Annotated in this window: 20 protein-coding genes; all 20 read right to left on the bottom strand. The window is 55.5% G+C overall.

What is annotated here, in order from left to right; genetic code table 11:
• Positions 1 to 111: 111 nt before the first annotated feature.
• A complete protein-coding gene (locus tag GGE09_RS19860; protein ID WP_309747939.1) occupies positions 112 to 786 on the bottom strand; it encodes a TetR/AcrR family transcriptional regulator in 675 nt (224 codons plus the stop codon).
• Between the two features lie 7 nt (positions 787 to 793).
• Positions 794 to 1,957, bottom strand: a complete 1,164-nt coding sequence (locus GGE09_RS19865; protein ID WP_309747940.1) for an ABC transporter substrate-binding protein — start codon at positions 1,955 to 1,957, stop codon at positions 794 to 796.
• A 20-nt stretch (positions 1,958 to 1,977) separates the two neighbouring features.
• Positions 1,978 to 3,825, bottom strand: a complete 1,848-nt coding sequence (locus GGE09_RS19870; protein WP_009808039.1) for a long-chain fatty acid--CoA ligase — start codon at positions 3,823 to 3,825, stop codon at positions 1,978 to 1,980.
• Positions 3,822 to 4,592 carry an ABC transporter ATP-binding protein gene (locus GGE09_RS19875; RefSeq protein WP_064223630.1) on the bottom strand — a complete coding sequence of 257 codons (771 nt, stop codon included), beginning with the start codon at positions 4,590 to 4,592 and terminating at the stop codon, positions 3,822 to 3,824. The genes GGE09_RS19870 and GGE09_RS19875 overlap by 4 nt, the downstream gene beginning before the upstream one ends.
• Positions 4,589 to 5,356: an ABC transporter ATP-binding protein gene (locus tag GGE09_RS19880; RefSeq protein WP_009808037.1), complete on the bottom strand. Its 768-nt coding sequence runs from the start codon at positions 5,354 to 5,356 to the stop codon at positions 4,589 to 4,591. Before GGE09_RS19880 ends, GGE09_RS19875 begins: the two co-directional genes overlap by 4 nt.
• Positions 5,353 to 6,432, bottom strand: coding sequence for a branched-chain amino acid ABC transporter permease (locus tag GGE09_RS19885; RefSeq protein WP_009808036.1), 1,080 nt, complete (start codon positions 6,430 to 6,432; stop codon positions 5,353 to 5,355). Before GGE09_RS19885 ends, GGE09_RS19880 begins: the two co-directional genes overlap by 4 nt.
• 3 nt (positions 6,433 to 6,435) lie before the next feature.
• Positions 6,436 to 7,317 carry a branched-chain amino acid ABC transporter permease gene (locus GGE09_RS19890; protein ID WP_120352508.1) on the bottom strand — a complete coding sequence of 294 codons (882 nt, stop codon included), beginning with the start codon at positions 7,315 to 7,317 and terminating at the stop codon, positions 6,436 to 6,438.
• Positions 7,314 to 8,429, bottom strand: coding sequence for a CaiB/BaiF CoA-transferase family protein (locus GGE09_RS19895; RefSeq protein WP_009808034.1), 1,116 nt, complete (start codon positions 8,427 to 8,429; stop codon positions 7,314 to 7,316). Before GGE09_RS19895 ends, GGE09_RS19890 begins: the two co-directional genes overlap by 4 nt.
• A gap of 4 nt (positions 8,430 to 8,433) precedes the next feature.
• A complete protein-coding gene (locus GGE09_RS19900; RefSeq protein WP_009808033.1) occupies positions 8,434 to 9,207 on the bottom strand; it encodes an SDR family NAD(P)-dependent oxidoreductase in 774 nt (257 codons plus the stop codon).
• Between the two features lie 8 nt (positions 9,208 to 9,215).
• A complete protein-coding gene (locus tag GGE09_RS19905) occupies positions 9,216 to 10,352 on the bottom strand; it encodes an acyl-CoA dehydrogenase family protein (RefSeq protein ID WP_009808032.1) in 1,137 nt (378 codons plus the stop codon).
• 9 nt (positions 10,353 to 10,361) lie between these two features.
• Positions 10,362 to 11,600 carry a thiolase family protein gene (locus tag GGE09_RS19910; protein WP_009808031.1) on the bottom strand — a complete coding sequence of 413 codons (1,239 nt, stop codon included), beginning with the start codon at positions 11,598 to 11,600 and terminating at the stop codon, positions 10,362 to 10,364.
• A gap of 12 nt (positions 11,601 to 11,612) precedes the next feature.
• Entirely contained in the window at positions 11,613 to 12,401 is a 789-nt protein-coding gene (locus GGE09_RS19915; protein ID WP_009808030.1) for an enoyl-CoA hydratase/isomerase family protein, read from the bottom strand.
• 211 nt (positions 12,402 to 12,612) lie between these two features.
• Complete coding sequence (locus GGE09_RS19920; protein WP_229678646.1) at positions 12,613 to 13,428, bottom strand: SDR family NAD(P)-dependent oxidoreductase; 816 nt, start codon at positions 13,426 to 13,428, stop codon at positions 12,613 to 12,615.
• Positions 13,425 to 14,609, bottom strand: coding sequence for a lipid-transfer protein (locus GGE09_RS19925; protein WP_009808028.1), 1,185 nt, complete (start codon positions 14,607 to 14,609; stop codon positions 13,425 to 13,427). Before GGE09_RS19925 ends, GGE09_RS19920 begins: the two co-directional genes overlap by 4 nt.
• A 15-nt stretch (positions 14,610 to 14,624) precedes the next feature.
• A complete protein-coding gene (locus GGE09_RS19930) occupies positions 14,625 to 16,133 on the bottom strand; it encodes a class I adenylate-forming enzyme family protein (protein WP_074647007.1) in 1,509 nt (502 codons plus the stop codon).
• Positions 16,134 to 16,144: 11 nt separating this feature from the next.
• The gene (locus tag GGE09_RS19935) at positions 16,145 to 17,695 is read right to left on the bottom strand and encodes an AMP-binding protein (protein ID WP_067296559.1); all 1,551 of its coding nucleotides are present in this window, start codon (positions 17,693 to 17,695) and stop codon (positions 16,145 to 16,147) included.
• 51 nt (positions 17,696 to 17,746) lie between these two features.
• A complete protein-coding gene (locus tag GGE09_RS19940; protein ID WP_176832926.1) occupies positions 17,747 to 18,448 on the bottom strand; it encodes an ABC transporter ATP-binding protein in 702 nt (233 codons plus the stop codon).
• A complete protein-coding gene (locus tag GGE09_RS19945; protein WP_064223626.1) occupies positions 18,445 to 19,194 on the bottom strand; it encodes an ABC transporter ATP-binding protein in 750 nt (249 codons plus the stop codon). The genes GGE09_RS19940 and GGE09_RS19945 overlap by 4 nt, the downstream gene beginning before the upstream one ends.
• Positions 19,191 to 20,141, bottom strand: coding sequence for a branched-chain amino acid ABC transporter permease (locus tag GGE09_RS19950; RefSeq protein ID WP_082894733.1), 951 nt, complete (start codon positions 20,139 to 20,141; stop codon positions 19,191 to 19,193). Before GGE09_RS19950 ends, GGE09_RS19945 begins: the two co-directional genes overlap by 4 nt.
• Positions 20,138 to 20,995, bottom strand: coding sequence for a branched-chain amino acid ABC transporter permease (locus GGE09_RS19955; RefSeq protein ID WP_120352510.1), 858 nt, complete (start codon positions 20,993 to 20,995; stop codon positions 20,138 to 20,140). Before GGE09_RS19955 ends, GGE09_RS19950 begins: the two co-directional genes overlap by 4 nt.
• Between the last annotated feature and the right edge of the window lie 75 nt (positions 20,996 to 21,070).

Consider the following 21,070-nt stretch of genomic DNA (forward strand, 5'->3'; position numbering starts at 1 on the left):
ATAATAAAGTTTATGTTAATTATGAAAGTGCTCCTTCAAAAATCCGAGAGTCCATCTTATGTTAAATCTTTAATAAAATCGGCGCTGTTTGAATAGGCAACAAATTTAGAATCAAGTATTCTTCGCACCCACGCCATGGATGATTAGTTCCAGCATTTCATCTGCAATACTCTCTGGGTTAAGCGGCCCTTTCGGATTATACCAGATCGGCATCTGGTTGAAGGCCGAAAAAAGCACATGTGCGAGGCGCTTTGAGTCGCAATCGCGGATAGAACCGTCTTTGATCCCTTCTGCGATAATACTTTCAAGAAAATTCTGACCGTGTATCAGTGTCTGACGCAAATTCTTCTGATTTTCTCCGGTCAGATTGCGCCGCGCTTCGCGCATCAAGGCAGAGCCGAATTCGCTCACAACCATGTTCGCATAGACTCTAAAGAATACGCGGATACGATCAAGCCCGTTACCCTGAACTTCCTGTGCCGATGTGAAGCATAGCTCGACCCGCTCCAGCGAGATGCGGGCGCATTGCATCAGGATATCTTCTTTGTTTTTGGCGTAATAATAAAGCGCGGGCTTGGTGACTGCGAGTGCCGCTGCGATGTCATCCATCGATGTCTGTTTGTATCCGACTGTTGAAAACGAATGCGCGGCCAGATTGAGCATGGCCCGCCGTTTCAGCTTTTGCTGGCCTTTGGCATCTTTGGTTTTTTTGTGCCAATGGATTCTAGTCAAAGCTACTCTTTCAAAACCAACGGGCGGAACCGAAGCACCGCCCGCATTTATCACTGACAGATTAGTAGTCGAGCCCGCGGGCCGCAATAGTCCATTTACCGTCTTCGACTTTTGCCAAAATCAGACTTTCGATGCCCTGATGGTCTTCCGGGCCAAAGCTGACCGACTGGCCGCCGATCGGATCAACATAGCTAGTGATCGCTTCGGTTGCGGCCAGAAATCCTTCGGTCGTCAGATCGCGACCAGCAGCTTCGAGCGCCACGGCAATCAGGTCGATGAAAACGTAACCAAGCTGCGCTTGTGGGGCCATCTTTTCACCGTAAATTTCGCTGTAACTCTCCAGGATACGTTTTGCTTCCCCTTCGGAGTCTCCTGCGTTCGCAAAAACAAAAGGCGATACCAGATATAGACCATCCATCGCGCCATCAGCGGCAGTCGCAACTGCATCCATATAGGACACCATTCCAGTCACGAAAGTCGGTTCAAAACCAAGCTTTTTAGATGTTGCAACAACTAGAATTGTATCGCGCACCCCACCCGCCAGAAACACGATATCGCAACCGGCGTTTTTCAATGTGGTTACAGACGAGAGCATATCGGATTCGGTTGCCGAATGCTCCGTTTTGGCCGCGACTTTCATGTCATACTCTGCCAATTGCTGCGTGACGCCAAGCGCCATTGATTCACCAGCTTCATTTGCGAGTTGCGCAATGCAGGGTGTTGAGAAATCACCATTTTCCTTGAAGTATGCAACGCCCGCGCGAAACTGGTCTGTATAGCTGCGAAAAAATGCGTATTTCATCGGATCCAATGGTTCATACATCTCGACCTCGGCCGACATCGGGAACATGTTGGGAATTCCCGCTTCAATTTGTTGCGGCATGATCGCTAGGTTCATCGGTGTGCCAAGCGCGCCAACCATCGCAAAAATCTGGTCGCGGCGCATCAGTTTGTTTGCAACCTGAATCGCGCGGGGCACCTGATATTGCGTGTCCTCGATTATAATCTCAAGCTGGCGACCGTGAATGCCGCCCGCCGCATTGATCTCGTCCACGCGCATGCGCAGGCCATTCGCCTCGGGCACACCCCAGACTGCCAACGGCCCGCTTAGGTCCGTATAGGTGCCAAGCGTGATCATGTCGTCGGTCACGCCCTGCAGCCCCTCGGCCATCGCGCCGGTGGCTGTCATTGCGGTAAACGCAAGTGCTGTTGCTAGTTTCTTCATTGGTCTCTCCCTTTGGTGTTTCAATACATCGTTTCGATCAGGTCTTTGTATTTGCGCTCGATCTCGTTGCGCTTAAGCTTCATCGTCGGAGTCAGCTCGTCGTCTTCGGCTGTCAAAAGTACGTCGATCAGCCGGAATTTCTTTACCTGCTCGACCGGCGCGAAACCGCTGTTCGCCTGTTCCACCTCGCCTTCGATCAAGTCCTGGATTTGGGTGTTTGCGCACAGGGATTTGTAGTTGGAAAACGGGATACGCTTTTCCTGCGCGTATTTTTCAACGTTTTCGTGGTCGATCATGATCAGCACGCTCAGGTATTTGCGCTTGTCCCCGATGATCACCGCATCAGAAATATAGGGCGAGAATTTGAGCTCGTTTTCCAACTGCGAAGGCGTAATGTTCTTGCCGCCTGCGGTGATGATGATGTCCTTCTTGCGGTCCAGAATAGTTAGGTCACCATTGGCATCCATCGTCCCAACATCACCCGTATAGACCCAGCCATCGACCACGGTTTCCGCCGTCTTTTCAGGCTGGTTCAGATAACCCGAAAAATTGCTGGATGAGCGAATGAGGATTTCACCGTCATCGGCCAGTTTCGCTTCGACATTGCGCATTGCCCGGCCGATGGAACCGATCGGTGATCTGCCCGGTATGGTTGCAGTCACAATGCCGGTTTCGGTCTGGCCATATGCCTCTTGTACTGTCACCCCAAGGGCATTGAACCAGCTGAGCAGTCGGGCTGAAATCGGTGCCGCACCCGATACGATCGTATGCGCGCGCGCCAGTCCCAGTTCGACCCTGATATTTCGAAGCACCAGAAAGTCCAGCACCTTATGCCTAAGCCTAAGCATCGTCGGCACAGATTTTCCCGCAGCAATCAATGCCTCCCTGCGTCCAGCCGTTTTCAGGGCTTGGTCATAGGCAAACCGGCCAAATGCGGTGGCATCATTCATCACAAAATTGATACGGGAATAGAATTTTTCCCACACGCGCGGCACCGCAAAGATGAATGTTGGCGCGACTTCCTGAATGTCAGCGGCAAATGTATCGCCGCTTTCCGCGATGTTGATGGTTATGCCGTGACGGATCGGCACGCAGACAGACAGGATCCGTTCGGCCGCGTGACACAGCGGCAGGAACGTCAAAACTTCATCGCCCGGTCCGAGCGGCAATTCGGGGTAATTATCCGATTGCGCTAGAAAGAAGCGGTGCGACATCGCGGCACCTTTGGGAGCACCGGTTGTGCCGGACGTATAGATCAGCGTTGCGATATCTTCGGGATCGCCCGCATCAACGCGGCGCTCAAATTCAACGCTCAGTTCTTCGATTTTAGCGTCCGACAGTGCGAGAAATTCTTCCCAGCCTATGACTTTGTCATGCTGGAAACTGCGCAACCCTTCCATATCAAATACGATAACTTTTTCGAGATGATCAAGCTGGTCCTCCACACCCAGATACTTATCTAGCTGCTCTTCATCCTCAACGAATAGCACCTTCGCTCCGCTATCGTTCAACTGATAGGCAACTTGCTTTTCCTGCAAAGTAGGATATAGCCCGTGAGTCGTGGCCCCGATGCACTGGATGCCAAGGTCGGCAAACACCCACTCCTTGTTGTCTTCACTAATGATCGCGGCCACGTCACCTTCACGGTAGCCCAACGCCATAAGTGAACACCCGACCCTGCGCGCGGATGCGTAATAGTCCAGCCAGCTGAATTCTTTCCAGATGCCGAAATCCTTTTCGCGGATTGCGATTTTGTTGCCGAACTTCTTGCAGTTCTGCCGGAACAGTTTGGAGAACGTGTCACAGCCGTCAATCTGGACCGGCGGCGGCGTCCATCCTGCGGTGGATTGGTCTTGCATTGTGTTCATCGCCACGTCTTTCTTGCTTTCCAGCGGCGGTCGCCGCGCGCACTTTCTGCTTTGATGCCAAGGTAGAATTCGCGAATGTCAGCACTTTTCATGAGAACGTCGCGTTCACCTTCCATAACGATCCGGCCGGTTTCAAGGACGTACCCGAAATCGGCGGCCGGCAGCGCAACACTGGCGTTCTGTTCAACCAGCAACATGGTCACGCCTTCTTCGACGTTGATCCGTTTGATGATCTGGAAAATCTCGGAAATCAGGAGCGGTGACAGGCCCAGCGACGGCTCGTCCAGCAACATCACGCGCGGACGCTGCATAAACGCGCGACCCAAAGCCAACATCTGTTGTTGCCCGCCAGATAGATAGATCGCCTGCTTTTCCAGAAAGGTGCGCAGCACGGGAAACCAGCCCAGCACCTTTTCCAAGTCACGCGCCACTTCATCGCGATCCTTGCGGCAATAGGCACCCATCATCAGGTTGTCCTTGACCGACAAGAGGGAAAACACTTCGCGCCCTTCGGGTGAATGGGCGATGCCGGCGCGCGCGATGACATCTGGGTCAAGCGCGGTGATATCGCGCCCTTCAAATTCCACCTGCCCCTTGAACGGATCAAGCGCGCCGGAGATGGTTTTCAAAATCGTCGTTTTGCCCGCCCCATTGGAGCCCATGACCGTAACGACCGACCCTTCCTTGACCGTCAGGCTGATGCCGCGAATGGCCATCACCCTGCCATACATCGTTTCGACGTTGCTGGCGCGCAGTACCTCGGTCATGCTGCCTGCCCTCCCAGATATGCCGCCTGAACATCGGGATCGCTTTGAACTTCGGATGCGCTGCCGCTTGCAAGAAACCGGCCTTCGTTGATGGCCAGCACCATGTCCGAAACTTTGTTCACCAGTTTCATGTCGTGTTCGATCATAACAACGGTGACACCCAGGACCTCGCGGATATCTTCAATCACAAAAGCAGTATCGTCGGTTTCCTCGCTGGTCAGTCCGCTTGACGGTTCGTCCAGCAACAGGATCTTTGGCTCCGACACCAACGCGCGGGCCATTTCGGTCTTTTTGCGCACGCCATACGGCAAATCCGCAACCCGTGCATGACGGTAGCCTTCGAGATCAAGAAACTCGATTATTTCTTCGGCTTTGCGGCGGTGGGCCAGTTCCTGACGCATCTGCGAACGGGTAAAAAACAGCTCACTCAGAGGCCCGAATTTGCCGTGACGGATGCGCCCGATCAGCAAGTTATCAAGCAATGACGCATGTTCGAACAGTTCGATATTCTGGAACGTCCGCGCAATGCCGTGGTTGATTACCTCATGGGATTTCGCTTTTCGCAGGCTTTTGCCGTTGAACCGGATGTCGCCTTGCGACGGATCGTAAATCCGGCAGATGAGGTTGAACACCGTGCTTTTGCCCGCGCCATTGGGGCCAATGATGGTGAACACCGACCCCGGTTCAACTGAAAAGCTCAAGCCATCCACCGCTTTCAAACCACCAAAGGAAAGCGATACGTTATCTATCTCCAACCCGTTCATCTTAAACGCTCCGTTTTGAGGAATGTCTTCTGACGCTGGAAACTGCGCTTCTTGTACATCGGGAACACGTTGAAATAGTGATGGATCTTGGTCCAGCGTCCATAAAGTCCGTCAGGTTCGAACAGGATGAACCCCAGCAGGATCAGACCGAATGCAAGACTATCGAAACCGCCGGACGTGGCGACTGCACTGGGCAGCACGATCTTGACCCAGCTCAACACGGTTGGCAGCAGCACGATAAAGAACGCCCCAAAAACCGCGCCGTGGATGGTTCCGATCCCGCCGACGACGATCATCAACAGCAGACGGATGGATTCCCCCATTCCGAAGGTTTCCGGCGTGATGTAGAAGAAGGCGTGCGCCAGCAGCCCGCCCGCGAGGCCCGCAAAAACTGCCGAGATGAAGAACGCATATGCCTTGAAGAAGGCCACATTGGTTCCCAACGCCCGCGCCGACACTTCGGAGTCGCGGATCGCAATCATGGCGCGACCCGACCTTGTGCGTGTCAGGTTGCGAACGATCAGGATACAACCCACGAAGATGACAAAATTCAGCAGATAAACTTTCCAGCTTTCGTCGATGGCCAGCCCGAGAATATTGATTTCCGGCACCGAAAGGCCACGATGACCGCCTGTGAAATCGCCCGCACCACCGATGAGCCGTTCGGTCACAATCGCAATCGAAAGCGTGGCAATCGCCAGATACAGCCCGTGCATCTTTCCGCAGATCCGTCCGACGGCCAACCCGACCAGCCCAGCCACCAACGCCGCTATCGGCAGCGACAAAAGCCACGGCACGCTGTAACGGGTCAGCAGGATCGTGTGAGTGTAGGCACCGATTGCGACAAACGCCGCCTGTCCGAAACTCACCTGCCCGGAAAATCCGGTCAGCACCATTAGCCCGAGACCCGCGATAGCATAGATGAATACGAATGAGAGTTCATCCAGAAAATAGCCGTCCAGAAACAGCGGCGCGGCCAGTGCGATCGCGGCAAACAGCAGATACCAGAATGCCTGTCCACGGTCGCGGAAAAGCTGGATGTCCTGAACATAGGATTTGCGAAAAATTACGCGCATGGCTTAGACCTTCTTTGCATAAATTTGGGCCAGCAGGCCTTGCGGACGGATCAACAGCACAAGGAACATGATCAAGTAGGCACCAATTCCTTTGAGGGTCGGGAACATGATATCGAAAAACGGTTCCGTCACACCGATCAGCAAGCAACCGATCACCGCACCGGGGATGGAGCCGAAACCACCGACAATTGCCCCTGCAAATGCCTTGAACCCGATAAAACCCATCTGCGTCGAAACCAACGTCATTGGCCCCAGGAGCAGTCCGGCAATCCCGCCAAAGATCGCGGACATTGCCCAGATCGAGGATGTCAGCCGTTTCACAGGAATACCCATGTAGAACGCTGCTAACTGGTTCAGGGACAACGCCTGCATGGCGACACCCTGCCGAGCGTAACGGAAAAACAGGTACAGCGCGCTGGCGACAACCGCGGTGACAACAATCGACAACACGCTGGTCCAAGAAATGATCACTGGGCCCAGTGTAAGATTGCCATCAACCGGAGCAGGCAACGAATAGTTGCCAAACCCCCAAATTATCCCTGCAACCGCCCTGAGCGCGATACCCAATGCCAGCGTCAGGATAAAGACAGTGAACACCGGCTGGCCCGTCAGGCGCCGCACCACAAGCGCTTCGACGCCGTAGCCGAATGCGCCCATGAAGACCAATGTCAACATCGCACCCAGCCAGTAGGGCATCCCCATCAGCACGATGAACTGATACCCGACAAATGCCCCCAGCATCATGAATTCGCCTTGGGCAAAATTCACCTGCTCAGTCGCCTTATACACAAGCACCAGACCAATCGCGATCAGGCTATAAAGGCACCCTTGTGACAGGCCGACCACAAAAAGCTGCATCGCATCGGCAAAAGACAAGGCAGTCATGCGTTGTTCCCCCAGTGTTCAAGGATTTCATCAAGGCTGATTTCTCCCGCATCTCCGGTCGTCGGTGTGTCGGGTTGTGTTCGCGAGAATCGCGGTGCGGGCGTCGGCATCTCGATGCCACCTACTGTGACAAAGCTGCCCCGGGCGCGATTATGCGCATGATCCGATGCGTCAGCCAGAGAAACCACAGGTGCGAAACACGCGTCGCTGCCTTCCAGAATATCGCACCATTCCTGTTGGGTCGCAGTCAGGAAAATCTCCGTAAGCGCGTCCATCATACTGGCCTGCGCGGTGGGTGCGTATTGATCGGCAAAGCGCGGATCGTCTGTGAGGCCCAGAAGTGCCAGAAGTTCGGCAAAAAATTGCGGTTCGAGACATCCAACGGACACATATTTGCCATCGCCCGTTTCGTAACAACGATACCACGCAACGCCGCCGTTGATAAAATCGCCAGACCGTTTATCAGACCAAGCGCCACATGCGACCAACCCGTGCTGCATGGTCATCAGCAGGTTAACCCCGTCCGTCATGGCCGTATCGACCACCTGCCCCTGCCCCGTGGCGCGCGCATGAGTCAGGGCTGCAAGGATACCAACGTTCAGCATCATCGCGCCGCCGCCCTGATCCGCGATCAGGTTCATCGGTGCAGGTGGCGGGCGGTCCGCATCGCCCAAACCCCAAACCGCACCGGTTATGGCGGCATAATTCATGTCGTGGCCCGCTGCATGTGCCAGCGGCCCTTCCTGTCCCCATCCGGTCAATCGGCCATAGACCAAGGCCGGATTGCGCGCCTGCACCTGTTCCGGACCAAATCCCAGCTTTTCCATTTTGCCCGGCCTGAACCCTTCGATCAGCACCTCGGCACGTTCGATCAACTGCCAGAGCCGGTCGACATCTCTGGCCTTTGTCAGGTCAAGTGTCAGGCTGCGGCGCGAGCGGTTGAACAGATTGTATTTCGCATCAATCGGCAACGGAAATTTCTGACCGGGCCGCGCGATGCGCACCACTTCAGCGCCCAGATCAGCCAGATGCATCGCAGCAAACGGCGCAGGGCCAAGACCTGCCATTTCAACAATGCGTACACCTTTGAGGGGACCTGAGCGTTGCAGCATCGCCCTATCTCGCCTGCAGGCGCGTGGCAGCATCAAGCCGCACGGTTTCGCCGTTCATATATGAATTCTCGATCAGAAAGGCACAGCAATGAGCGAATTCTTCCATCCGGCCGACACGCTTGGGCGCTTCGACAGAGGCTTCGAGGTTTGCGATCACGTTGTCGGGCAGCGACATGACCATCGGCGTGCCGAACAGGCCGGGTGCAATCGCGTTGACGCGAATGCCCTTGGCACCCAGTTCGCGCGCGGCAGGCAGGTTAAGGCCCATCACCCCCGCCTTTGACGACGAATAAGCCGGCTGGCCGATTTGCCCTTCCATCGCAGCACCAGAGGAGACGTTGACAACAACACCGCGCTCTTCGCCGTTTTCGGGTTCATTCAACAACATCCGCTGAACAGCTTTGCTCATTACGTTGAATGTGCCGACAAGATTGATATCAACCGTGCGGCGGAATGTGTCGAGCGACGCGGCCTTGCCGTCACGGTCGATCACTTTCATCGGGCTGACGACCCCGGCGCAGTTGATGCACCCATGCAGCGCACCGAATTTTGAAACCACGGCGTCAACTGCCGCGTCCACGCCTTCATCGTCGGTCACATCGACGTTGCAGAACATTGCGTTTGAAGCACCCAGTTCCTTGACCAGCGCATCGCCAGCGCCCTGCGACATATCGAAAATACCAATCTTGGCACCGCGTGCTCGCAGATATTTCGCCGTCGCCGCGCCAAGACCCGATGCCCCGCCGGTGACGATGATTGTCTTGCCTTCGATTTCCATGACCGCTCCTATTTGAATGCCTGCACGCCGGTAAGCGTCCGTGCGATCAGCAATTTTTGTATTTCTGTAGTCCCGTCCGGGATCGGCCCGATAATGGCCTCGCGCGCCAGCCGTTCGACGATAAAATCGGTGGTGACACCATTGCCACCGTGGATCTGCACTGCTTGGCGCGTTGCGTTCACTGCGATTTCCGTGCCGTACCATTTGGCCATGGCACATTCCTTGTCGCAGCGTTCGCCGCGGTCGATCATGCCAGCGGCACGGAGGGTCAAAAGCCGCGCAGCATCAATCTCTGTGGCCATTACGGCGATCTTGTCTGCGATGAGCTGGTGACCCGCTATCTGCTTGCCGTGCTGGTTGCGTTCCTGCGCATATCTGATCGACTCTTCCAACGCGCGCCGTGCCAGGGAGATTCCCCACATGGCCATGTGAACGCGCGCCCGTTCAAACACCACAAGCGTTTGCTGCAAGCCGCGGCCGACCTCGCCTATCGTGTTTGCAATCGGCACACGCACGTCATCAAGAAAGATCTGTGCCGTGGATTGTGCGTTCAGACCCATTTTTTTGATGTCGCGGGTTTCATAGCCATGCTCTTTGCGATCCACTAGAATATGGGTCAGGCCCTCATCGGTGGCGCAGGTGCATATCAGGAAATCCGAAAAGCGACCATTGGTGATCCAGGTCTTTTCGCCATTGATCACCCAGTCATCGCCGTCCCGCCGCGCTCGGGTTTTGACAGCGGCCACATCGGACCCGACATTTGGTTCCGATATGCCCATCGACGCGGTAATTTCACCGGCAAGCAACGGACCGATATATTTTTTGCGAATCTCATCAGACCCGAGCTTCAGCAGAATCTCACCTGCCACCACGTTGATCAGAATGGGCAGCGCGATATCTATTGCCGTAACACCAACCTCTTCGAACAGCATCAGGTGGGTGGTCCAATCCAGCCCCATACCGCCCGCTTCTTCGGGATGCGGGGCCGATGTCAGACCGAACTCGGCAAGTCGCGTCATGAAACCCTGAATGACTTCTTTTTCGAACGGCGCATCCTTAACCTTCAGGTATTCCGGTTCGATCTGGTCATCCAGAAACCGGCGCAAGGAATCGCAAGCCATTATCTGCTCTTCGGTTTTGAACATCTTTCGCTCCTAGCGCCCGAGAATAAGGATGGAGGCCACGGCCTCTTCGATACCGATCAAACCGCCGCCATTTTCCGCGATGGCGATCCGCGCACCTTCGACCTGTCTAGGTCCACATTCACCGCGCAGTTGCGATACCAGTTCGTAAACCTGGCCCAACCCAGTCGCGCCAATCGGGTGGCCTTTGCATTCCAGCCCGCCCGACGGGTTCACCGGCACCCGCCCGCCGATGGAGGTGTCACCGCGCTCGGATGCAGCACCCCCTTCGCCAAATGGGAACAGCCCAAGGTTTTCGATCTGGATCAACTCACCCACCGCTGTTGCGTCATGCACTTCGGCAACTGATACGTCTTGGGGACCGATACCGGCGATTTCATATGCCCGCCGTGCCGCAATCGCGGTCAGGTGGTTCTCATAATCCTCCGGCGCGCGGTTTGATCCGGTCTGGATCACGCTGGCGCGCACTTCGATGGCACGATCCCGGCTGATCCCGAACTTTTTCAATCCGGCCTCGGTCATCAGAACCGCAGCGGCACCGCCATCGCTCATCGGGGCGCACATTGGCAGGGTCAAAGGATAAGTGATCGGTGGTGCGCTTAATATTTCGTCAACGGTATAAGGCGCGCGGAATTGCGCCTTTTCATTTTCAACCGAATGCATGTGGTTCTTTGCTGCAATCGCAGCAATCTGTTTTTGGGTCGTGCCGAACGTGCGCATATGCGCCAGCCCGAACGCTCCGTAAATCGCCATAAAGACTGAAAACGGCTTGTCCGAAGTGGTGTCATTCGGCACGTCGATGCCTTTGCCCAGCGCCATCAGTTTTTCGGTATTTTCCTCAACGGTGGACACATCCCACGCGCCATCGAAAAAGCTGAACATCTTAGCTTTGTCACCTGTCCACATTTTTTCGGCCCCAACGGCCAAAGCCACGTCACCCTCGCCTGCTTTGAGAAATTGAGCCGCAAGGTTCAACGCGGTTGACCCGCTGGCACATGCATTTTCGACGTTTACCATCGGGATGCCCTCAAATCCCATCTCGCGCAGGGTGATCTGGCCCGGGATCATCAACTGCGCCTCAAGATGTCGCTGTGTTGTGTTCGCGTAGTAGGCAGCCTGAATGTCATCCTTGCCAATGCCGGCGTCCGCCATCGCGCCATCGACAGCCTCGCAGGTCAGCGACTTTACCGTTGCCCCGTCGAGGCGTCCCATTTTGGTCATCGCGACCCCGGCAATGTAAATTTTTGTCATTTCAATCTCCGCTCATGTGCCGGTGAAAACCGGCTTTCGTTTTTCACCGAATGCGGCAAGTCCTTCGGCCGCATCGTTGGATTTCAGATGTTCGCGCAGCACGGCAAGTTCCTGTTTCAGCGCCTCCACCTGCGTCATTTCGATGGATGCATTGGCTACCCGCTTCATCTGCGACAGGACCAGCGGGCTTTTGGTCGCCAGCAACTGGCTGAACTCGTGCAGCCGCGCTTCAAGCGCGTCATCACCAACCACTTCCTGCACCAGCCCCATGCGCATCAATTCGCGCGCTGGTAGACTTTGGCCCGAAAACAAGAGGTATTTCGCGTTTGCGAGTCCGATCCGGCACGGCAAGACAGCAGCGCCGCCTGCGCCAGGGAACACACCAAAATTCGAATGAGCATCGCCAATTCTGGCGCTCTCGCCCGCAATCAGCACATCGCAACACATCGCGAGTTCCAGCCCGCCCGCAACGGTAATGCCATTCAGCCCGCCGATCACCGGTTTCGGCAAATCACGCAGCGCTTGAAACGTCGCGCCGATAGCGTCAAGAAAATCACCCTTTTGCGTATCGGCATCATCCAGACCAGCGAGGACTTCCTTCAGATTGGCACCGGCGCAAAACGCACGCCCCGCAGCCGTCAGCACAATTGCGCGCACCTGTTTTGCCACAGCGATCTCTCTTATCGCGGCGCGCAGTTCCCCAATGAGGTCGACAGAAAGTGCATTAAGACTGTTGGCCCTGTTCAACGTCAGCCACGCAACCGGACCACGGTATTCGACCAGTACATTCGCTTGAGTCATGCGTGCGTCTTTCTATTTACTTACCAATAAGTAATCAAAAATATATAATCAAATCAAGAACTAATTTACGTTAGGTTACATAGGCTTGTAGGTTGTCGGTTTCTCCCGTCCGATTTGATCGGAGAATCAGCAATCCGGCGACATCAAGATAGTGCGTTCCCCGATGATGCGCGCGACATGAAAAAATGCCTCGCCGCGCGACACCTTGTGTTCAGGACGAACTTTTTGTGCCCAGATCCAGCGAGCCAGTCTGCATCATGCCGCCACAGACATATCCACCATCAACGACCAGTGTTTCACCGTTCACATATCGCGCATCAGGCGAGCCCAGATAGGCAACTGCCGCCGCGATATCCGCAGGGTCGGCCATGTAACCCGCCGGAATCATCGGCAACAGGCGCGCAACCGTTTCTTCGGTATAGGTGCTTTCGGTGAGCGGAGTTGTAATGGCGCCCGGTGCAATCGCGTTTGCCGTGACGCCATGCGCCGCAACTTCAAGCGCAATCTGGCGTGTCAGCCCCACCAAGGCCGCCTTGGACGTGCCGTAAGCCGTGCGCCCGACCCCTGCGCGGATGCCGCTGACCGACGTGATATTGATGATCCTGCCATATCGCTGACGAACCATTTCACGCGCAGCAAGTTGCGCGCACAACATGCTGCCTGTCAGGTTGATAGCCATAACGCGGTTCCAGTCTTCCAAAGGAAAATCGAGGAACGGATTAATCCCGACGATACCCGCATTGTTCACCAGCACATCCACGCATTTGTCCCAGCGTTCCGTCTCGTCAAATGCCGCATTCACCGATGCCGGATCCGACACATCAAGCTTTTGCCCAAGCGCTGTACCACCTGCCGCTTCGATCTGCTTGACCGTATCGGCTATGCCTGTTTCGGCAATATCAGTGACAACAACCCTCGCGCCCAACTCCGCCAGCCGCAAAGCAATCCCCTGTCCGATGCCAGAACCTGCACCGGTGACAAGTGCCACGCCGAAATCGTCACGATCTCTCATTGGTGGTTTTGTCATGCTGTAATCCTTTCATAAAGTGTAACAACCGCCGCACCGCCCAGCCCAACGTTATGCTGGAGGGCAAGCCGCGCATTATCGACCTGCCGGTTCTCTGCCTTTCCACGCAGTTGGTTGGTCAACTCAAAACACTGTGCCAGCCCCGTAGCACCCAGTGGATGCCCCTTTGACAGCAGACCACCAGACGGGTTCGTGACGTATTTCCCGCCAAAGGTGTTGTCGCCATCATCGACCAACTTTTCGCCATCACCTTCGGCACATAGCCCCAGGGCCTCGTAGGAAATCAATTCGTTCTGCGCGAAACAGTCATGCAATTCGATCACGTCGATATCGTCAGGACCCACGCCCGCCTTTTCATAGACCATGCGCGCGGCATCACGGCTCAGCCTGGCGCCAACCACTTCGATCATGTCGCCGGTTTCAGGGTCCAGCAGTTTATCCGTTGTCATTGCCTGCGCGCGGATTTGTACAGTTGTATCAAGGCCCATTTTTTCAGCGAACCCTTTGGACACCACAAGCGCCGCCGCAGCGCCGCAGGTGGGCGGACAAGCCATTGGCCGTGTCATTACACCGGGCCAGATCACCTGCGCACCCATTACATCCTGCGTGGTCATCTCCTTGCGGAAAACCGAGAGTGGGTTGTTCGCGGCATGGCGGCTAGCCTTGGCCCGAATTTTGGCGAATGTCTCCATCTTCGTACCAAATCGTTCCATATGCGCCTTGCCCGCACCGCCGAAATACCGAAGCGTCATCGGCAGATCGACGTCCCCTATCAGCCGGTCCGTGGCGGCATCAAATTCCGCCAGCGGTGACGGGCGATCGGGAAAGACAACACCCAACGCACCGGGGGCCATCTGTTCAAAACCCACCGCCAGCACACATTCTGCCACACCGCTTTCGACAGCCTGCCGTGCGAGGAAAAGCGCTGTTGAACCGCTCGAACAATTGTTGTTCACGTTGATAATCGGGATGCCCGTCATGCCCACGCGGTAAATCACACGCTGCCCGCTTGTGCTGTCGCCGTAAACATAGCTGGCATAGGCCTGTTGCACGTCTTCGAACGCGATACCGGCGTCATCCAGTGCAAGACGGATCGCCACCTCGCCCATCTCGTCGTAAGGTGCCGATGCGCCCGGTTTTGCAAAAGGGATCATGCCGACACCGGCAATAATGGCAGTCATTTTGGGTCTCCTTTTTTATGGTTTTTCGAATTGTGTATCGGGGTCGGTCAGCATCTGGCGCAACTCTGTCTTAAGTATTTTGCCGTAGCTGCTTTTGGGCAGTTCGAGAACAAAGCAATAGGCCTTGGGTCGCTTGAACCGCGCTATGTTATCCAGACAAAAACGGTCCAGCGCCTGTGCGGTCACGCCCGGCTCTGCCACGACAAACGCGATGACTTCCTCGCCCCATTCGGCCTCCTCGCGGCCAACAACATTAGTTTCGACCACGCCGGAATGACGCAGCAGCACCTCTTCGACCTCGCGCGGATAAATATTTGACCCGCCAGAAATGATCACGTCCTTGGACCGGTCCTTGAGCGTCAGGAAACCGTGGGCGTCCACGCTGCCAATGTCGCCGGTATGGAGCCAGCCGTCCCGCAAGGCTGACGCCGTTGCCGTTTCATTGCCCCAGTATCCCGCCATCACCACATCGCCACTGACGATCACTTCGCCCGCGACATCTGGGGGGCATTGTGTGCCTGTTTCATCCACCACACAGACCGTGACGCCGGTGCGTGGAATGCCGACGGATCCCAGCCAACTATCCGGAATTTCCCAGCTCAATATATGCGGTGGTAGATAAGTGATCGTACATGGTGCCTCGCCTTGTCCGTATCCGATCCAGATGCGGTTGCCCAACAGCGCCATCGCCCGGCGCAGGTCTGCGACATAAATCGGCGCACCGCCGCAGAACAACAGATCAAGGTTTTCGATGGCCGCCGTGTCAAGCGCAGGACAGGCCGTCAGACGCGTCAGCATCGTGGGTGCGACAAAAAAAGATGAATGGGGATATTCATGCAGCAACGTCACGATTTCATGCGGATCGAATCCACCGCTTTGCGGCACAACATTCGCCGCGCCCCGCTGCGCAAACGGTAGCATAAACAGCCCTGCCGCATGAGACAGCGGTGCCGGATGCAGCGCCGCCGACATTTCCGTAACCGGACACATATCGGCCAGAAAACTCGTGGTCATGGTCCAGAGGTTGCGGTGGGTCAGTATCGCCCCTTTCGGGCGGCCCGTCGTGCCGCTGGTATAAAAAATCCATGCCGGATCGGTTTGCGCAGCGTGTGCAGGCTGCAAATCCGCTGACGCTTGTAACGCCGCATTATATTCCGGTCCACCGACCGCAATGACTGCTGAAAACCCTTCGACGTCTTCCGGCCGGTCGGTAAAGGCAAGTGCGGCATCACAGTTAGCATGGATATAGGTCACTTCGTTAGGGTGCAGTTTGGCATTCAACGGAACGGCAACACATCCGGCAGTCCAGATGGCAAACAGGATCTCGATATATTCGGGCCGGTTGCCCATGAAGATCAGAACACGGTCACCTTTTACCAGATTGCGCTGTTTCAGCGCAGCGGCCAAGGCCGCGCTGCGGTCCTGTAATTGGGTGTAGGTGCTGAACGTCGACAACCCCAAGCAGACGGCAGGTCGATCGCAATAGGCGCGCGCGGACTGTGTCAAAATGTACGCGATGTTCATAATTCTGCTCCCTAAATTCTGCGCGCTTGCCCCTGCCAGAACGTATCCCTGATGTCCTTTTTGCGCACTTTCCCAACGGGGCTGCGCGGCAGTTCATCCCAGAAGTCAACCGTTTTGGGGGCCTTTACGCTGCCAAGGTTTTCCTTGCACAATGCAATGATTGCTTCGGGTTCCACCGTTGCATCGGGTTTGAGTTCGATCACCGCCTTGATCGCTTCACCCCATTTTTCGTCAGGCACACCGATCACCGCGCAATCCTGCACGGCAGGATGCGACCAGATCACCTGCTCGACTTCCGAGGGATAAACGTTGAAGCCGCCCGAAATGATCATGTCTTTCTTGCGGTCCACGATATAAAGGTAACCCTCGTCATCCAGATACCCGATGTCGCCGGTATGGTGCCAACCGAACTGGGAAACCTCTGCGGTTGCTTCGGGGTTTTTGTAATACCCCTTCATCACCAGATTTCCGCGCACAACAATTTCACCATGCTCACCACGCGGCATAATGTTACCGTCATCATCCATGATCGCCATCGGTGTCAAAAGTGCGGGCCTGCCGCAACTTGCAAGCCGGTGTTCGCGGGCCGGATCTCCGATAACATTGTGATCCTCTGCCGTCAGCAGCGCGCAGAACATCGGCGATTCTGCTTGTCCGAAACACTGCGCCATGACCGGCCCAAAAATCTTCAGGCATTGGCGCAGCTTGTCAATGGCCATAGGTGCGGCGGCATAAAGAAAGAACCGCAATGACGGAAAGCTACGTTGCGCAACTTCCGGTTGCGACAACAGCATGTAAACGGCGGTCGGCGGCAGGAACAGATGGGTCACTCCCTCGCTTTCAATTGTGTCTAGAACGTTGGCGGCATCAAATCCCGGCAGGATGACGCTGCGCGCACCAGCGGCCATCAACGCAATGGCAAGCACCCCTGACGCGTGGGTCATAGGCGTGATCAGCAAATGCACAGGGTCAGGTCCGGCATCAAAACTGGCATAATAGTTCGCGATTAGCGTGGTCCAGTTCAACTGCGTCAGCATGATCCCCTTGGGCCGCCCCGTTGTCCCACCAGAGGATAAAATTCCGACAAGATCATCAGGGCCAAGCGGCACATCGGGATCGGTTGAAGGGGCCGCGGCCATCCAGTCTTCCAGCCATGGTGCCGCGCCGTCTTGTTTATCCAGACAGATGAATTTTTGTATCTTTGGGCAAAGTTCACGCAATTGTTCCAGCGCCGGTGCAAGATCGCTGTGATAAAACAGAATCTCCACATCATTATGATCCAGGATATACGCGTTTTCTTCTACGCCGTTCTTGGCATTGACGGGAACCCAGATCGTGCCGGCACGAAACAAGCCCAGCATAACTTCAAGGCCGCTCACGCAGTTGGGGCTGTAAACGCCGGCCATCTTGTCGCGTCCGTACCCTTCGGCAGTGATGGCATTGGCGAAACGATATGTGCGTTCCTGAACTTCGCCGTAACTCCGGCCGATTTTAGCATCTTCCAAAGCGATCACGTTAGGGTTGATTGCGACACCCCTGTCGAAGAAATCGATCACACGCATAACGGTTTCCTATCTTGGTTTCCGGGATTTTCCCGCCTTGCCAGTCTGAACTCATACACTGATGAGCTTTTCGATCTCTTCGCGGTTGGCCAGCAAATCTGCTGTCGTGCCGCTCCACTGGACGGTCCCGTTGTCGACAACGTACTGTCGATGGGCCAATTTCATCGGCACGCGCAGGTTCTGTTCAACCAGCAAAAGCGTCATACCTTCTTCGTTGATCCGCCGCATCGAATCGACCAATTCATCAACGATCAGCGGGGCAAGGCCTTCAGTCGGTTCGTCCAGCAGCAACAGTTCCGGATTAGTCAAAAGCGCGCGCGAAATCGCCAGCATTTGCTGTTCGCCGCCCGAAAGCGTGTTTCCCGCCTGTGACGCGCGATCAAGCAGCACCGGAAACATTTCAAAAATCCGGGTTTCGGTCCATGCGCCAGTGCGTCCCATGACGGTTGCGATGCGCAGGTTTTCATGCACTGTCAGATTGTCAAAAATGCGCCTGTCTTCGGGGACATACCCAATGCCCAGACGGCCCAGTTGGTTCGGGAGTCGCGCGGTAACGTCGTCCCCTTTCCAGACTCTGCGCCCTGAAACCGGTTGCTTTAAACCGATGATCGTCTTGAGAATGGTGCTTTTGCCTGCGCCATTGCGCCCGATCAGCGAAACAACTTCGCCCTGTGCGACTTCGATCGACACGCTATGCAACGCCTGCGCCTTGCCATAAGTGACATTGCAGCTTTCCAACGCAAGCAGCTTCATTCCTCTTCTCCCAGATAAGCCGCTCGCACCTCGGCGTTTGCGCGGATTTCTTCAGGGCTGCCAGACGCCAGAATTTGCCCTTGAACCATCACGACCAAAGCACTGGAGACCCGCATTACAACGTCCATGTTGTGTTCGATCAGCAGCACGGTGCGGCCCTTGACGATCCGTTTTATCAGCTCCATCGCAGGCCCGATCTGGTCATGTCCAACACCGGCCAATGGTTCATCGAGCAACAGGACCGATGGGTTGCTCAGCAATGCCAGCCCGACTTCCAATGCGCGTTGATCGCCGTGAGACAAGGTTTCGGCGGGGCGGTGCGCCATCACCGTCAGGCCGATCTCTTCGAGAACGCTTTCGGCCCGTTCCCTGACTGCAGGAAAGCGGCCCGCCGGAAGCCAGAAGGGCTGCAACCTGTACAGATGCGCAAAAGCAGCAAGTTGAAGGTTCTCAAGCACCGACATGCCGGCGAAGATCTTGGTGATCTGGAAACTGCGGCCCAGACCGATGCGGGTCCGTTTATGCACCGACAGGCCCGTTACATCGCGCCCGTCCAGCATCACTTGACCACCGCTTAGCTTGGCATGACCCGAAAGCGCATTCATCAACGTGGTCTTGCCCGCACCGTTAGGTCCGATAATCCCGTAAAGCTGACCCGGCTGGAAGTCGAACGTCACACCGTTGACAGCTTTCAACCCGCTGAAGGAGACCTGAATATCGTTGCAACTCAATGATCCGGCAGTCATTGCATGTCTCCTTCGTCCTGATCACCTTGGAACATTCCGGCAATACCGTTGCGTAGGAAGATGGTGGCAAAAATGAACACCAGACCAAGGATGCCGTACCAATATTGGGTGATTTGGCTCAGTTCTTCTTTCAGTAATTCAAACAAGGCCACGCCAAGAATCGGACCTAGCAATGTGCCTTTGCCGCCCAGCACGGTCATGATCAAAACGTCGCCCGATGTGGACCAATGCAGCATTTGCGGAGAGATGTAGAAGATCAACGATGCCAGCAGGGCTCCTGCAACACCTGCATACGCACCCGAAACGATAAACGCCGATTGGCGCAAGCTATGGACGTTGTATCCGAGTTGCGCGGCGCGCACGTCGTTCGCCTGTACCGCGCGCAATGCCCGCCCGAATGGCGACCCACGCAGCAATGCCATCAGCGCCAGTCCGATCAGGAAAACCGCCACGATAAACCCATAATAGTTGTGGTTGTCGTAGAAATTGATCCCGAACAAGTCAGGCCGCGGCACGCCTGGAATACCGTCCAATCCGCCGGTGATTGCGCGCAGCTTGTTGGACGCAAGGATGTACATCATCTGCGCCAGGGCCAGTGTCAGCAGTGCAAAAAAAAGCCCCGAAACCCGAAGCGCAAAAAGCCCCATCAGGTAAGCCAGCACCGCTCCGACAATCGCCGCTGCAAAAAGGCCCGGTATAAAACCGACGCCATAGCTGAGGGTGAGGATTGTGAGCGCATAACCCCCTGCCCCGAACAACGCCGCATGGCCGAATGACAGCATACCTGTCACCCCGAAGACCAGATCAAAGCCGATTGCGAACAAGGCCCAGATCAGGATCAGGCTGACAAGGTTCACCCATTGCTCATCCTGCACAAAAAACGGAACGATAATCATAACTGCGATAATAATGCCCATCAGGGCCTGACCGATAATCCTGCGTGTCATGCCGAACGCCCCTTTGTGCTAAACAAGCCCGCAGGCCGGAACATCAGCGTTCCGATCAACAGGGCAAAGGTAAGTAGTTCGACCCATTCAGTTGCGTAGGTATATCCGGCCGCCCGCGTCATGCCCAACAGCAACGACGCAAGGATTGCGCCGCGAATGTTCCCAAGCCCGCCGATGATCACCACGACAAAACAGTCGATGATAACGCTGAATCCCATGCCCAGTTCGATCGGCACCAACGGTGCGCTAACCACGCCACCAAGAGCCGCAAGGTACGCACCAAGCGCAAAGACGCCGGTGCGAACCTGGTTTACATTTACACCGAGTGTCTGAGCCATTTCCGGATCGGAACTGGCGGCGCGAATAATCATGCCCCATTTGCTACGGTCCAGCAGCAAGAACAGTGCCAGAGAAACCGCTGCACCAAAACCGATTACAAAAAGCCGGTATGACGGTATTTGACTGCCAAACATGGAAATCGGTGCCATGAAGATTTCTGGTGTCGGCACTTGCTTATAGTCAAATCCCCAGATCATCTTTGTCGCGTCGTCGATGACCAGAATGAATCCGAAAGTGAGTAAAAGCTGAAAAATGTGGTCGCGGTCATAGACCTGTTTCAGCGCCAAAATTTCGATCAGCGCACCAACACAGGCGACGATCAGCGGCGCAAACAGCAGTCCCAACCAGAACGATCCGGTCATATGAACAATTTGATACCCGACAAACGCGCCAAGCATATAAAGCGCGCCATGGGCAAAGTTGATCACCCCCAACATGCCAAAAATAAGGGTCAAGCCCGCTGCCAGCAGAAACAGCAGAAAGCTGAGACTCAGCCCGATCACGATAATGGACATATTCAGGGTTCCTCAGTTTCACCCCAAAAAAGCGGGCGACGCATGTCGCGAGGGAACAGCGCCGCCCAGTTCAGG

Origin of the sequence: Roseobacter sp. N2S (genome assembly GCF_031454055.1) — a bacterium.
Lineage (GTDB): Bacteria > Pseudomonadota > Alphaproteobacteria > Rhodobacterales > Rhodobacteraceae > Amylibacter.